At 74.7% G+C, this 13,283-nt stretch carries 14 protein-coding genes; 9 read left to right on the plus strand and 5 right to left on the minus strand.

Annotated features, from left to right (window positions below):
* Positions 1 to 88: 88 nt before the first annotated feature.
* Both ACF053_RS27910 and cofC read right to left on the minus strand, forming a co-directional pair.
* Positions 89 to 292: a hypothetical protein gene (locus tag ACF053_RS27910; RefSeq protein WP_391956538.1), complete on the minus strand. Its 204-nt coding sequence runs from the start codon at positions 290 to 292 to the stop codon at positions 89 to 91.
* Between the two features lie 291 nt (positions 293 to 583).
* Positions 584 to 1,318 carry a 2-phospho-L-lactate guanylyltransferase gene (gene cofC, locus ACF053_RS27915; protein WP_391956539.1) on the minus strand — a complete coding sequence of 245 codons (735 nt, stop codon included), beginning with the start codon at positions 1,316 to 1,318 and terminating at the stop codon, positions 584 to 586.
* Between the two features lie 147 nt (positions 1,319 to 1,465).
* Here cofC and ACF053_RS27920 point away from each other — a divergent pair, with 147 nt between their 5' ends.
* From ACF053_RS27920 to ACF053_RS27930, 3 genes are read left to right on the plus strand one after another with little or no spacing between them, the layout of a single operon-like run.
* Positions 1,466 to 2,218 (plus strand): lysophospholipid acyltransferase family protein, encoded by a 753-nt coding sequence (locus ACF053_RS27920; RefSeq protein ID WP_391956540.1) that lies wholly within the window; start codon positions 1,466 to 1,468, stop codon positions 2,216 to 2,218.
* Positions 2,215 to 3,225, plus strand: a complete 1,011-nt coding sequence (locus ACF053_RS27925; RefSeq protein ID WP_391956541.1) for an NAD(P)H-dependent glycerol-3-phosphate dehydrogenase — start codon at positions 2,215 to 2,217, stop codon at positions 3,223 to 3,225. The genes ACF053_RS27920 and ACF053_RS27925 overlap by 4 nt, the downstream gene beginning before the upstream one ends.
* 34 nt (positions 3,226 to 3,259) lie before the next feature.
* Positions 3,260 to 4,408 carry a D-alanine--D-alanine ligase family protein gene (locus ACF053_RS27930; RefSeq protein WP_391956542.1) on the plus strand — a complete coding sequence of 383 codons (1,149 nt, stop codon included), beginning with the start codon at positions 3,260 to 3,262 and terminating at the stop codon, positions 4,406 to 4,408.
* Positions 4,409 to 4,505: 97 nt separating this feature from the next.
* On the opposite strand, the gene ACF053_RS27935 is transcribed toward ACF053_RS27930, so the two are convergent.
* Together ACF053_RS27935 and ACF053_RS27940 are read right to left on the minus strand one after the other, a co-directional pair.
* Complete coding sequence (locus ACF053_RS27935) at positions 4,506 to 4,991, minus strand: DUF3515 domain-containing protein (protein WP_391956543.1); 486 nt, start codon at positions 4,989 to 4,991, stop codon at positions 4,506 to 4,508.
* A gap of 20 nt (positions 4,992 to 5,011) precedes the next feature.
* The gene (locus ACF053_RS27940; RefSeq protein WP_058942300.1) at positions 5,012 to 5,245 is read right to left on the minus strand and encodes an Lrp/AsnC family transcriptional regulator; all 234 of its coding nucleotides are present in this window, start codon (positions 5,243 to 5,245) and stop codon (positions 5,012 to 5,014) included.
* Between the two features lie 263 nt (positions 5,246 to 5,508).
* Between ACF053_RS27940 and ACF053_RS27945 the strand changes: the two genes are divergently transcribed.
* On the plus strand, positions 5,509 to 6,483 hold the full coding sequence (locus ACF053_RS27945) for a thiamine-phosphate kinase (protein ID WP_391956544.1): 975 nt from the start codon (positions 5,509 to 5,511) through the stop codon (positions 6,481 to 6,483).
* Entirely contained in the window at positions 6,480 to 7,289 is an 810-nt protein-coding gene (gene thiD, locus ACF053_RS27950; RefSeq protein ID WP_391956545.1) for a bifunctional hydroxymethylpyrimidine kinase/phosphomethylpyrimidine kinase, read from the plus strand. The genes ACF053_RS27945 and thiD overlap by 4 nt, the downstream gene beginning before the upstream one ends.
* A 240-nt stretch (positions 7,290 to 7,529) precedes the next feature.
* On the opposite strand, the gene rpmB is transcribed toward thiD, so the two are convergent.
* Positions 7,530 to 7,715 (minus strand): 50S ribosomal protein L28, encoded by a 186-nt coding sequence (gene rpmB / locus ACF053_RS27955; RefSeq protein ID WP_003957616.1) that lies wholly within the window; start codon positions 7,713 to 7,715, stop codon positions 7,530 to 7,532.
* A gap of 277 nt (positions 7,716 to 7,992) precedes the next feature.
* Between rpmB and ACF053_RS27960 the strand changes: the two genes are divergently transcribed.
* The 4 genes from ACF053_RS27960 (at position 7,993) to coaD (ending at position 13,273) form a co-directional block, all read left to right on the plus strand.
* Entirely contained in the window at positions 7,993 to 9,684 is a 1,692-nt protein-coding gene (locus ACF053_RS27960) for a DAK2 domain-containing protein (protein WP_391956546.1), read from the plus strand.
* 158 nt (positions 9,685 to 9,842) lie between these two features.
* On the plus strand, positions 9,843 to 11,969 hold the full coding sequence (gene recG, locus ACF053_RS27965) for an ATP-dependent DNA helicase RecG (RefSeq protein WP_391956591.1): 2,127 nt from the start codon (positions 9,843 to 9,845) through the stop codon (positions 11,967 to 11,969).
* 213 nt (positions 11,970 to 12,182) lie between these two features.
* Positions 12,183 to 12,767 (plus strand): 16S rRNA (guanine(966)-N(2))-methyltransferase RsmD, encoded by a 585-nt coding sequence (gene rsmD, locus ACF053_RS27970; protein ID WP_391956547.1) that lies wholly within the window; start codon positions 12,183 to 12,185, stop codon positions 12,765 to 12,767.
* 26 nt (positions 12,768 to 12,793) lie between these two features.
* Positions 12,794 to 13,273: a pantetheine-phosphate adenylyltransferase gene (coaD, locus tag ACF053_RS27975; RefSeq protein ID WP_391956592.1), complete on the plus strand. Its 480-nt coding sequence runs from the start codon at positions 12,794 to 12,796 to the stop codon at positions 13,271 to 13,273.
* The last annotated feature ends 10 nt before the right edge of the window (positions 13,274 to 13,283 follow it).

Here is a 13,283-nt window from a genome sequence, read left to right on the forward strand (position 1 = left end):
CGTCCCCGCCGGCCGCCGCGCCCCCCGGCCGCCGCCCGGCCGCCGCCCGGGCGCCGTGCGGGCCCCCGCCGGTCCCGTACCGCGCGGGTCAGAACGTCTGCAGCGTCACCAGTGTGATCCGCAGGGCGTCACCGCGCCCCTCCGTCTCGATCCGCACGCGCTGCCCGGGCCGCAGGAGCAGCAACCCGCCCGCGTCGAACGCCTCCGCACCGAACTTCACCGGGGTGCCGTCGTCCAGCAGCACACTGCCGCTGCGGGTCTCGGGGTCGTACGTGTACGCGGTCGCCTGCATGCCCGGCAGCCTATCCAACCGGCCGTGGCCCCGCGCCGCCGCTCCACGCCCTGCGGGACCCTCCAAAACCTGTCCGGACCCCTCGTACGCCCGCGCCGGGGCCCGCCACCCCCGCCCCGCCGCCCGCGCCGTGCAACCGCCTCACCGCGCCGGGTCCCCGCACGTCCGCGCCGCGCCGCCGCCCCGCCACCCGCCCCGCCGCCCGCACCGCGCCGTGTCCCCAGGCGCCCGCACGCCCGCACGGTCCGCCGCCGTGCCGCGCTCGGCATCGTCCCCGGCCGCCCCGCCCGCTCAGCCCGCCGCCGTGCCGCGCTCGGCGCCGTGCCCGGCCGTCCCGCCCGCCGTCCGTGTCACCGCCCGGCAGCGTGCAGCCGTCCACCGCCCCACGCCCAGCTCCAGCGCCGCCCGCAGGTCCGCCTCCGTGTCCACGTCCCGGCGCACGGAGGGCACGCCGCCGAGCCGGATTTCCACCGCGCCCGACGACGAATGCCGACTCCGCGAGGCGCCCCCGAAAGCCGGCCGCAATTGCATTCCCGGCCCCGCCGACAGGAAAGTGGTGCCGATATCCGCGGCATCCGCCAGAAAGGCCCGCGGAAATTCCGCCGCCACCGCCAGCACCCGCGCCAGCTCCGCCGGACGCAACGCCGGCAGGTCGGCGTTGAGCGCCGCCACCGGCGCCCGCGGCCGTCGCTCCCGTACCGCCCGGGCGCCGTAGGACAGTGCGGCGTTGAGCCCCGCCCCCGGCCGGTCGGGCAGCACCCGCGCGCCGAGCGCCTCCAGGGCCCGCGCGGCCGGCCGGTCGTCCGTGACGACCACCACATCCCGTACCGCCGGGCAGGCCAGCACCGCCGCCACCGTGTCCTGAGCGAACGCCAGCGCGAGCCCCCGCCGCTCCGCCGGGCCGACGGCGTCCGCGAGCCTGCTCTTCGCCAGCGCGAGGGGCTTCAGCGGCACCACGACCGACCAGGGCCCCGCCGCGCCGCGCTCCGCCCCGGCCCGCGCCGCCGGCTCTCCGTCCGTTTCCATCCGGCCCATTGTCGCGCGACCGGTCACGACCCGAAGAGCCCGCCCGGAAGGCGGGGCGTACCGTGTTCTCGACAGAGCAGGGGCCCGGGGCGACACTTGACCCCCGGCCAGAGCGAGTTCCCAGCAGTCCCGCAGGAAGGTGTCCGCGTGTCCCGCCGCAGAATCGGCTTCTGGTACCGCCTGGCGGCGGTCATCGCAAAACCGCCGCTGGTGGTTCTGTTCAAGCGGGACTGGCGTGGAGCGGAGAACATCCCGGCCGACGGCGGATTCATCACGGTCGTCAACCACAACTCGTACCTCGACCCGTTGTCGTACGCGCATTACCAGTACAACACCGGACGCGTGCCGCGGTTCCTCGCGAAGGCCGGGCTGTTCAAAGGCGCCTTCGTCGGCATGATGCTCCGCGGCACGGGCCAGATCCCCGTCTACCGCGAGACCACCAACGCCCTGGACGCCTTCCGCGCCGCCGTCGCGGCCATCGAGCGCGGCGAGTGCGTGGCCTTCTACCCGGAGGGCACCCTCACCCGCGACCCCGACATGTGGCCCATGGCCGGCAAGACCGGCGCCGCCCGCGTCGCCCTGCTCACCAAGGTGCCCGTCATCCCCGTCGCCCAGTGGGGCGCCAACCTGGCCATGCCGCCCTACGCCAAGCGGGACAAGTTGCGCCTGTTCCCGCGCAAGACGCTGACCGTGGTGGCCGGCCCGCCCGTCGACCTGTCACGCTTCCACGACGTGGAGCCCACCAACGAGGTGCTGCGCGAGGCCACCGAGGAGATCATGCGGGCCATCACCGCGCTCCTGGAGGACATCCGCGGCGAGAAGGCACCCGACGAACCGTACGACCACCGCAGGGCCCGCCTGGCGCAGCGCCACCGGGCCGCAGGGGAGGAAGCCAAGTGACACGCCCCGTCAAGGCAGCCGTCTTCGGCACCGGCTCGTGGGGCACGGCCTTCGGCATGGTCCTCGCCGACGCCGGCTGCGACGTCACCCTCTGGGGACGCCGCCCCGAGGTGGCCGACGCCGTCAACACCACGCGGACCAACCCGGACTACTTCCCCGGCGTCGAACTGCCCGCCAACCTCCGCGCCACCTGCGACCCCGCGGAGGCCGCCGCCGGCGCCGACTTCACGGTGCTGGCCATCCCGTCCCAGACGCTGCGCGGCAATCTCGCGGCGTGGGCGCCGGCGCTCGCCCCCGACACCGTCCTCGTGTCGCTGATGAAGGGCGTCGAACTCGGCACCTGCAAGCGGATGAGCGAGGTCGTGCAGGAGGTCGCCGGCGTCGGCGCCGACCGCGTCGCCGTCGTCACCGGCCCCAACCTCGCCAAGGAGATCGTGGCCCGCATGCCGGCCGCCGCGGTCGTGGCCTGCGGTGACGAGGCCGTCGCCCGGCGGCTCCAGGCCGCCTGCCACACCCCCTACTTCCGCCCGTACACCAACACCGACGTCGTCGGCTGCGAACTGGGCGGCGCCGTCAAGAACGTCATCGGCCTCGCCGTCGGCATCGCGGACGGCATGGGCCTCGGCGACAACGCCAAGGGCTCCCTCATCACCCGCGGCCTCGCCGAGACCACCCGCCTCGGCCTCGCCATGGGCGCCGACCCGCTCACCTTCTCCGGCCTGGCCGGACTCGGCGACCTCGTCGCCACCTGTTCCTCGCCGCTCTCCCGGAACCACACCTTCGGCACCAACCTCGGCAAGGGCATGACCCTCCAGGAGACGATCGCGGTCACCCGCCAGACCGCCGAGGGGGTCAAGTCCTGCCAGTCGGTCCTGGACCTGGCGCGCCGGCACGGTGTCGACATGCCGATCACCGAGACCGTCGTCGGCATCGTCCACGAGGGAAAGCCGCCGATGGTGGCCCTCAAGGAGCTGATGTCGCGCAGCGCCAAGCCCGAGCGGCGCTGACGCCGTCCCTACGAGCGGGTACGCTCATCGCGATATGAGCAGCGAGAACCTCCCCACCAGCCCCGGGCGTAAGCCGCGCGTGGCCGTCGTCTTCGGCGGACGCAGCTCCGAGCACGCCATCTCCGTCGTCACGGCCGGCGCCGTCCTGCGCGCCATCGACCGGACGAAGTACGACGTGCTGCCCATCGGCATCGCCGGCGACGGCCGCTGGGTGCTGACGGCCGACGCCCCGGAGCGGATGGCCATCACCGACCGGGCGCTGCCCAGCGTCGACGGCCTCGCCGAGTCCGCCGAGGGCAGCGTCGTGCTCTCCGCCGACCCCACCAGCCGCGAGATCGTCTACACGGAGCCCAGCTCCGTGCCGAAGGCCCTCGGCGAGGTCGACGTGGTCTTCCCGGTGCTGCACGGCCCGTACGGCGAGGACGGCACCCTGCAGGGCCTGCTGGAACTCGCCGGGGTGCCCTACGTCGGCGCCGGCGTCCTCGCCTCGGCGGTCGGCCAGGACAAGGAGTACATGAAGCGCGTCTTCACCTCCTTCGGCCTGCCCGTCGGCCCGTACGCGGTGGTCCGCCCCCGCGAGTGGGACGGCGACCCGGCCGGCGCCCGCCGGCGGATCGTCGACTTCGCCGCCGAGCACGGCTGGCCGCTGTTCGTGAAGCCGGCCCGCGCCGGCTCCTCCATCGGCATCACCAAGGTCGTGGACGAGTCCGGCCTCGACGCGGCCATCGCCGAGGCCCGCCGCCACGACCCGAAGGTCATCGTCGAGTCGCTGCTCACCGGCCGTGAGATCGAGTGCGGCGTGCTGGAGTTCGAGGACGGGCCGCGCGCCAGCGCCCCCGCCTGGATCCCGCCCGTCGGCGACCACGACTTCTACGACTTCGAGGCCAAGTACATCGACTCGGCGTCCGGCGTCGTGCCCGCCCCCATCACCCCGGAGCAGACCGCCGAGGTGCAGCGGCTCGCCGTCGCCGCGTTCGAGGCGGCGTCCTGCGAGGGCCTGGTCCGCGCGGACTTCTTCCTCACCGACGAGGGCGAGTTCGTCATCAACGAGATCAACACCATGCCGGGCTTCACCCCGATCTCGATGTACCCGCGCATGTGGGAGGCGAGCGGCGTCGACTACCCGGAGCTGGTCGACCGGCTCGTCCAGGCCGCCCTGCGCCGCCCGACCGGCCTGCGCTGACCCCGGGCCCGCGCCGGCCCCGGCCGGCGCGGCCCCGACCGGCCCGTGACGCGCCGCGGGCCCGGCACCCGGGGGCGCCGGGCCCGCGGCCCGGGTGTCACACGCTCGGCGGGACGGTCCTGCTCACGGGCCCGGCGAACGCCACGAGCGGCCCCGTGTCATGCGCGAACCGCTCGTCCAGCGACACCTCCACGTACGCCTTGCGGTACGTGGTGGTGAAGCGCGGGCCGTCGCCCTCCCGCTGCTCGACCAGCCAGCCCACGCCGTCCGCCTCGATCGCCTCGGCCTGCGGATCGCTCATCCTGGCGGGCCGGGGGACCCCGCAGCGCAGTACGATCGCCCCGTCCCCCCACGCGGCGGTCAGTTCGGAACGCGGCTCCGTGCCGGTCCGGTCCAGGCCCGCGACCGTGTCCGGAAGCTCCGCGTGCAGGGCCCGGCAGGCAGCGGCCTCCTCCGCGGCCGGGCGGGGGACCGGGACCGGCGCCCCGGCGCCCGTCGTGGAACAGCCCGCGGCCGTCGCCAGCAGCACGGCGGCGGCGCCGGCCGCGGCGGACGGGCGGAGGTACCGGTGGGAGGACTTCACCGGCTCAGGGTAGACGGGGGCTACAGGTGGACGACCGGGCAGGTCAGCGTACGGGTGATGCCCTCCACCTGCTGGACCTTGGCGACGACCATGCGGCCGAGCTCGTCGACGGTGTCGGCCTGGGCGCGCACGATCACGTCGTACGGGCCCGTGACGTCCTCGGCCTGGAGCACGCCGGGGATCTTCGCGATGGTGTCGGCGACCAGCGACGCCTTGCCCACCTCGGTCTGAATCAGGATGTACGCCTGTACCACGAAACCTCCAGGGTGGCCGCGGGGATCATCCTGGACTGCGAGGGCCCAGGGGAGAAAGGGACGCCACGGTACCGCGTCCCCGCGCGCCGCGGGGAGACCCGCGGGTCCGGACGCGTCCACGGTGTGGCGCGTGACAGACAGAAGTTGACGGCTTCGGCCGTCTCGATGACCGTAACCACAGCAGTGACGGCTCGCGACCGCAACCGCACGATGACCAGTCGGTCGTACGGTGAGCCGACGACGACATGGAGAGGTGGACCTCGGTGAAGGGCACTGTCGGCGAGCTCGGGGAGTTCGGGCTCATCAGGGAGCTCACCTCCCGGCTCACCACCACCCCGGCGGTCCGGGTCGGTCCCGGGGACGACGCCGCCGTCGTGGCCGCGCCCGACCGGCGCGTGGTCGCCAGCACGGACATCCTGCTGGAGGGCCGCCACTTCCGGCGCGACTGGTCCACCGCGTACGACGTCGGGCGGAAGGCCGCCGCGCAGAACCTCGCCGACATCGCCGCCATGGGCGCCGTCCCCACCGCGCTCCTCCTCGGCCTGGTCGTCCCCGCCGAGCTCCCCGCCACCTGGCCCACCGAGCTGATGGACGGGCTGCGCGACGAGTGCCAGGTCGCGGGGGCGGCCGTGGTCGGCGGCGACGTGGTGCGCGGCGAGACCATCACGGTCTCCATCACCGCCCTCGGCGACCTGCGCAACCACGAACCGGTCACCCGCGGCGGCGCCCAGCCCGGCGACGTCGTGGCCTACACCGGCTGGCTCGGCTGGTCCGCCGCCGGCTACGCGGTCCTCTCCCGCGGCTTCCGCTCCCCCCGCGCCTTCGTCGAGGCCCACCGCCGCCCGGAGCCCCCGTACCACGCGGGTCCCGCGGCGGCCGCCCTGGGCGCGACCGCGATGTGCGACGTCAGCGACGGTCTGATCGCCGACCTCGGGCACATCGCCGAGGCCAGCAAGGTCCGCATCGACCTGCGCTCGGCCGCCATCGACATCCCCACGCAGATGAACGACATCGGCCAGGCCGTCGGGGTCGACCCGATCCAGTGGGTCCTCACCGGGGGAGAGGACCACGCCATCGTGGCCACGTTCCCGCCGGACGTGAAGCTGCCCGCCCGCTGGAAGGTCATCGGCGGCGTCCTCAACCCCTCGGCGCTGCCCCAGGTCACCGTCGACGGCGCCCCCTGGCACAGCGCGGGCGGCTGGGACCACTTCGGCGGCCCGTACGGGGCCGGGGAGTGAGCCCCCGCACGGCACCCCCGCGGGTGCTGACCGTCGCCGGGTCCGACTCCGGGGGCGGCGCCGGCGTCCAGGCCGACCTGAAGACGATGCTCGCCCTGGGCGTCCACGGCATGAGCGTGCTCACCGCCGTCACCGCGCAGAACTCGCTGGGCGTCCAGGGCGCCTGGGAGCTGCCGGAGGAGGCGGTGCGGGCGCAGTACCGCAGCGTCGTCGACGACATCGGCGTGCAGGCCGTGAAGACCGGCATGCTCGCCTCGGCGGCGCTCGTCGAGGCGGTGGCCGAGTTGCTGGCCGGGACGGACGCCCCCGCGGTCGTGGACCCGGTCGGCGTCTCCAAGCACGGCGACCCCCTGCTCGCGGAGTCCGCCCTCGACTCCGTGCGGGAGCGGCTGCTGCCGGTGGCGACGGTGGCGACGCCGAACCTCGACGAGGTGGCCCAGCTCACCGGGGTGCGCGTGACGGCGGAGGGCGACCTGCGGCGGGCGGCCGGCGCCGTGCTGGAGTTCGGGCCCCGCTGGGCGCTGATCAAGGGCGGGCACCTGCCCGACGGCGCCGAGGCGGTCGACCTGCTGACCGACGGCCGTGAGGAGCACTGGCTGCGGGCCCCCCGCCACGACAACCGGCACACCCACGGCACGGGCTGCACCCTCGCCTCCGCGGTCGCCGCGGGCCTGGCGAAGGGCCTCGCCGTGCCGGACGCGGTGCGCGGCGCCAAGGAGTACGTCACCGGGGCCATCGCGGCCGGCTTCGCCCTGGGCGGCGGCATCGGCCCGGTCGACCACGGCTGGCGGTTCCGCACCCCCTGAACGGCCCGCACGTCCACGGCCCGCCCCCACCAGCGGTCCGCACCCCCTGACCGGCCCGCGCCCGCCCCGCGCGCCGGTCAGGGGGCCGAAGGCCCCGGGCGGGCGCGTGGGGTACGGCGACCGGGCACAGCAAGAAGCCGGCCCACCCGAAGGTGGACCGGCTTCCAAGGCAACCGCAGAGGCTGCGCTACGACGAAACGTCGCCGCGGATCACCCCCGCTCACGCGGGGAAAACCGTGATTAGCGCGAGACCTTGCCGGCCTTGATGCACGAGGTGCAGACGTTGAGCCGCTTCGGCGTCCGACCGACCACGGCACGCACGCGCTGGATGTTCGGGTTCCAGCGACGGGACGTACGGCGGTGCGAGTGCGAAATGTTGTTGCCGAAGCCCGGCCCCTTGCCGCAGACGTCGCAGTTGGCAGCCACGGGTCACTCCAAAGACTTCAGATGCACTTACAGTGAAATCCGGCGAGCCGGAATCAGGTCGGTGACGTGAGAGGTCGGTGACTGAAGTGGCGTTGCCGGGGGGTGGCCCGACTTTCATCGGGCAACCGGAGCAGCATACAACGGCCACTTCGGTAGAACGAAACTACCACGGTCGGCCCGGCACCCGACCCGGCCCCGGACCCGACCGGGGTCTACCCTGCGGTGCAGCCCACACCCGGTGCCCGGGCCGTGGGGGACCCCCGAGGAGGATCACCAGGTGCCGGACAAGTTGGGGCGGGACCTCGACCCCGCAGCGATCCGTGCCTGGTGCGCGCTGGCCCTCGACGCCCTCGGCCGGGAGCGCGAGGAGATCGACGCGATCAACGTCTACCCGGTCGCCGACGGGGACACCGGCACCAACCTCTACCTGACCGTCGAGGCCGCCGGGCAGGCCGTGGAGGCCGTCTTCACGGCGCACGCCGCGGGCGGCACGACCCCGGGTCCGGCCGACGTCGTACGGGCACTGGCCCACGGCGCGCTCATCGGCGCCCGCGGCAACTCCGGCACCATCCTGGCGCAGCTGCTGCGCGGCATGGCCGGGGTCCTGGCCCGCGGATGTGACGCACTCCACCTGGTGGAGGCGCTGGACACCGCGTCCGCCGCCGCCCGCCAGGCCGTCGCCCACCCCGTGGAGGGAACGATCCTGAGCGTCGCCGCGGCCGCCGCCCGGGCGGCCGGTGACGTGGGCCCTGCCCGCGCGGCCGGTGACGTGGGCCCCGCCCCGGCGGCCGGACCGTCGCTGGAGGCCGTCGCCCGCGCCGCGTACGAGGGAGCACGCGCCGCGCTGGAGGAGACGCCGGCCCAGCTCGCCGTGCTGGCCCGCGCCGGGGTCGTGGACGCGGGCGGCCGCGGCCTCGTCACCGTGCTCGGCGCCCTCTTGGAGGCCGTCTCCGGCGAGGCGCCCGCCCGTACCCGGCGCCGCCGCACCACCGACGCCCCGCGCCAGACCACCGCCGCTCCCGCACCCGCCCCCGGAGAGCCCTGCGCGGTGGACGGGCCCGCGTACGAGGTCATCTACCTGCTGGAGGCCGACGACGACGCCGTGGCCCGGCTGCGCGCCCGCCTGGACGCCCTCGGGGACTCGCTGGTCGTCGTCGGCGGGGACGGGCTGTGGAACGTCCACGTCCACGTCGACGACGCGGGCGCCGCCGTCGAGGCGGGCATCGAGGCGGGCCGGCCCCACCGGATCCGCGTCGCGCACTTCGCCGGCGACGCCGCGAAGGCCGCCGCCGGACCGGCCGAGCCGGTGCAGCGCGCCGTCGTCGCCGTCGTACCGGGCGAGGGCCTCGCCGAGCTGTGCGCGCGGGCCGGCGCCACCACCGTGCTCGCCCGGCCCGGCGAAGCCCCGGGCAGCGGCGAGCTGGTCGACGCGATCCGCCGCGCCCACGCGCGTGAGGTGGTCCTCCTGCCGAACGCGACCGAGCTGCGCCACACCGCCGCCGCGGCCGCCCAGCAGGCCCGCACCGAGGGCGTCCGCGTCGCCCTCATCCCCACCCGGGCCGCCGTCCAGGGCATCGCCGCGCTCGCCGTCCACGAGCCGGGGCGCCGCTTCGACGAGGACGTGGTCGCCATGACCGCGGCGGCCGGAGCCACCAGGTACGGCGAGGTGGCGCTCGCGGAACACCAGTCGTTCACCTCCGCCGGCGTGTGCCAGGCCGGCGACGTCCTCGGTCTCATCGACGGCGACGTCGCCGTGATCGGCCAGGACCTCGCGCGGACGGCCCGGGACGTCCTGGACCGGATGCTGTCGGGCGGCGGCGAACTGGTCACCCTGGTCCTCGCCGCGGACGCCCCGCCGTCCCTCGCGGCCGGCCTGGAGGCGCACGTGCGCGCCCGCCACCTCGCCGTCGACACCTGCGTCCACCACGGCGGCCGCCTGCACGCGCCGCTGCTCATCGGCGTCGAGTGACGCCCGCGCCCGGGGCGCGGTGACGGGTCCCGGCCGCGGGGCTGCCGCCCGCTGTCAGCGGCGTGGTGTGGAATGGGAGGAGTTCCGACCACGAGGGAGAGACCGCTGTGCTCGGTGAGCCGCTGAAGAAGGTGCTCGGTCCGGCCACGGCCAAGGTGATGGCCGAGGCCCTCGACCTGCACACCGTCGGCGACCTCCTGCACCACTACCCGCGGCGGTACGCCGAGCGGGGCGAGCTGACCACGCTCGCCGACCTGCCGCTCGACGAGCACGTCACGGTGGTGGCCCGTGTCGCGGACGCGCGCGTCCTGACGTTCAACGGCGCCCGGGGGCGAGGCCAGCGGCTGGAGGTGACCATCACCGACGGGAGCGGCCGGCTGCAACTGGTCTTCTTCGGCAAGGGCGTCCACAAGCCGCACAAGGACCTCCTGCCCGGCACCCGCGCGATGTTCTCCGGCAAGGTCTCCGTCTTCAACCGCAAGACGCAGCTCGCCCACCCCGCGTACGAGCTGCTGCGCGGCGAGGAGGGCGACGGCGCCGTCGACAGCTGGGCCGGGGCGCTCATCCCGATCTACCCCGCCACGACCAAGCTGGAGTCCTGGAAGATCGCCAAGGCGGTCGACGCGGTGCTGCCCCGCGCGGCGGACGCCCTCGACCCGCTGCCGCCCGCCCTGCGCGAGGGCCGTGGCCTCACCGACCTCCCCGACGCCCTGCACAGGATCCACCGCCCGCGCACCAAGGCCGACGTCGCCGACGCGCGCGAACGGCTCAAGTGGGACGAGGCGTTCGTCCTGCAGGTCGCCCTCGCCCGCCGGCGGTACGCCGACGCCCAACTGCCCGCGGTGGCGCGCCGGCCGGTCCCGGGCGGACTGCTGGACGCCTTCGACGCCAAGCTGCCGTTCACCCTCACCGGAGGCCAGGAGAAGGTGTCGAAGGAGATCTTCGACGACCTGGCCACCGAACACCCCATGCACCGCCTCCTCCAGGGCGAGGTCGGCAGCGGAAAGACGCTGGTCGCCCTCCGGGCGATGCTCGCCGTCGTGGACGCGGGCGGGCAGGCCGCGATGCTCGCCCCCACCGAGGTCCTCGCCCAGCAGCACCACCGCTCCGTCACCGAGATGATGGGCGAGCTCGCCCAGGGCGGCATGCTGGGCGGCGCCGAGCACGCCACCAAGGTCGTGCTGCTCACCGGCTCCATGAGCGCCTCCGCCCGCCGCAGCGCCCTGCTCGACCTGGTCACCGGCGAGGCGGGCATCGTCATCGGCACGCACGCGCTGATCGAGGACAAGGTCAAGTTCCACGACCTCGGCCTGGTGGTCGTCGACGAGCAGCACCGCTTCGGCGTCGAGCAGCGCGACGCCCTGCGCGGCAAGGGGAAGCAGCCGCCGCACCTGCTCGTCATGACGGCCACGCCCATCCCGCGCACGGTCGCGATGACCGTCTTCGGTGACCTGGAGACCTCCGTCCTGGACCAGCTGCCCGCCGGCCGCTCCCCGATCGCCAGCCACGTCGTGCCGGCCGCCGACAAGCCGCACTTCCTGGCCCGCGCCTGGGAGCGGGTCCGCGAGGAGGTGGAGAACGGCCACCAGGCGTACGTCGTCTGCCCCCGCATCGGCGACGAGGAGGACGAACGGAAGGGGAAGGCCGCCAAGGACGACGGGGCGGACAAGCGGCCCCCGCTCGCCGTCCTGGACGTCGCCGACCACCTGGCGAAGGGCCCGCTCGCGGGCCTGCGCGTCGAGGTCCTGCACGGCAGGATGCCCCCCGACGACAAGGACGCCGTCATGCGCCGCTTCGCCGCGGGCGAGGCGGATGTCCTGGTCGCGACGACCGTCATCGAGGTCGGCGTGAACGTCCCGAACGCCACGGCGATGGTGATCATGGACGCGGACCGGTTCGGCGTCTCCCAGCTCCACCAGCTGCGCGGTCGCGTGGGCCGCGGCTCCGCCCCGGGGCTCTGCCTGCTGGTCACCGAGATGCCCGAGGCGAGCCCGGCCCGCGGGCGCCTGGCCGCCGTCGCCGCCACCCTCGACGGCTTCGAGCTCTCCCGCATCGACCTGGAACAGCGCCGCGAGGGCGACGTGCTCGGCCAGGCCCAGTCCGGTGTCCGCTCCTCCCTGCGGGTGCTCGCCGTCATCGAGGACGAGGAGGTCATCGCCGCCGCCCGCGAGGAGGCGGTGGCCGTCGTCGCCGCCGACCCCGAACTGGAGCGCCTCCCGGAGCTGCGCACCGCCCTGGCCGCCCTCCTCGACGAGGAGCGGGAGCAGTACCTGGAGAAGGGCTGACGCACGCCGGGGCCGGTCTGCCCATATCGTGGGAGCGAGACCGCGGGAGCCGAACCCGCCCGCGGCCGACCGACGCCTGCGGACGACGGCCGACGGCCCGCGGACGACCCGCCCGCGGACGACCCGAGGTCGCAGCCCGCGGCCGACCGGAGCCCGTGGGCGGCCGACGCCCGCGGGCTCCGGAGCCCGCGGACGACCGAGACAAGGACTGACATGACCCGCGTGATCGCCGGCGCGGCCGGCGGACGCCGCCTGGCCGTACCGCCGGGCAACGGCACCCGACCCACCTCGGACCGGGCGCGCGAGGGCCTGTTCTCCACCTGGGAGTCGCTCCTCGGCACCCTCGACGGCATCCGCGTCGCCGACCTGTACGCCGGGTCGGGCGCCGTCGGCCTGGAGGCCCTGTCCCGCGGCGCCTCGCACGTCCTGCTCGTCGAGGCCGACGCCCGCGCCGCCCGCACCGTCCGGGAGAACGTCCGCGCCCTCGGCCTGCCGGGCGCCGAGGTCCGCACCGGCCGGGCCGAGCAGGCCGCCGCGGGCCCCGCGCCGGCCGAGCCGTACGACGCGGTCTTCCTCGACCCGCCGTACGCCGTCCCGGACGACGATCTTCGCGAGATACTCCTCACACTCCGCTCCCAGGGCTGGCTCGCGCAGGACGCGCTCGTCACCGTGGAGCGCAGCACCAGGGGTGGGGCATTCGACTGGCCGGAAGGGTTCGAGCCGCTACGGGCCCGTCGCTACGGCGAGGGAACGTTTTGGTACGGTCGCGCCGCCTCTACGTGCGAAGACGCACCATGACCGGACCGGAGAGCGAGGGACTTCAGTTGCGCCGAGCAGTCTGTCCGGGGTCGTTCGACCCCATCACCAACGGACACCTCGACATCATCGCCCGCGCCTCCAAGCTGTACGACGTCGTGCACGTGGCCGTGATGATCAACAAGTCGAAGCAGGGCCTGTTCACCGTCGAGGAGCGGATGGACCTCATCCGCGAGGTGACCCGCGAGTACGACAACGTCGAGGTCGAGGCCCACCACGGCCTGCTGGTCGACTTCTGCAAGGACCGCGGCATCCCGGCCATCGTCAAGGGGCTGCGCGCGGTCAGCGACTTCGACTACGAGTTGCAGATGGCGCAGATGAACAACGGCCTCACCGGTGTCGAGACCCTCTTCGTGCCGACCAACCCCACCTACAGCTTCCTCTCCTCCTCCTTGGTCAAGGAGGTGGCGGCGTGGGGCGGCGACGTCTCGCACCTGCTGCCGCCGGCGGTCCACGCGGCACTGGTCGCGCGGCTGCGCGAGAAGTGACCCCCGAGTG

Source organism: Streptomyces kanasensis (assembly GCF_043077165.1).
Classification (GTDB): Bacteria; Actinomycetota; Actinomycetes; order Streptomycetales; family Streptomycetaceae; genus Streptomyces; species Streptomyces changanensis.

Coding starts and splice junctions, on each gene's coding strand:
- ACF053_RS27930 (WP_391956542.1), top strand. CDS start 3,260: ATGAGCAGCGAGAACCTCCCCACCAGCCCCGGGCGTAAGCCGCGCGTG.
- rsmD (WP_391956547.1), top strand. CDS start 12,183: ATGACCCGCGTGATCGCCGGCGCGGCCGGCGGACGCCGCCTGGCCGTA.
- ACF053_RS27910 (WP_391956538.1), bottom strand. CDS start 292: ATGCAGGCGACCGCGTACACGTACGACCCCGAGACCCGCAGCGGCAGT.
- cofC (WP_391956539.1), bottom strand. CDS start 1,318: ATGGAAACGGACGGAGAGCCGGCGGCGCGGGCCGGGGCGGAGCGCGGC.
- recG (WP_391956591.1), top strand. CDS start 9,843: ATGGCCGAGGCCCTCGACCTGCACACCGTCGGCGACCTCCTGCACCAC.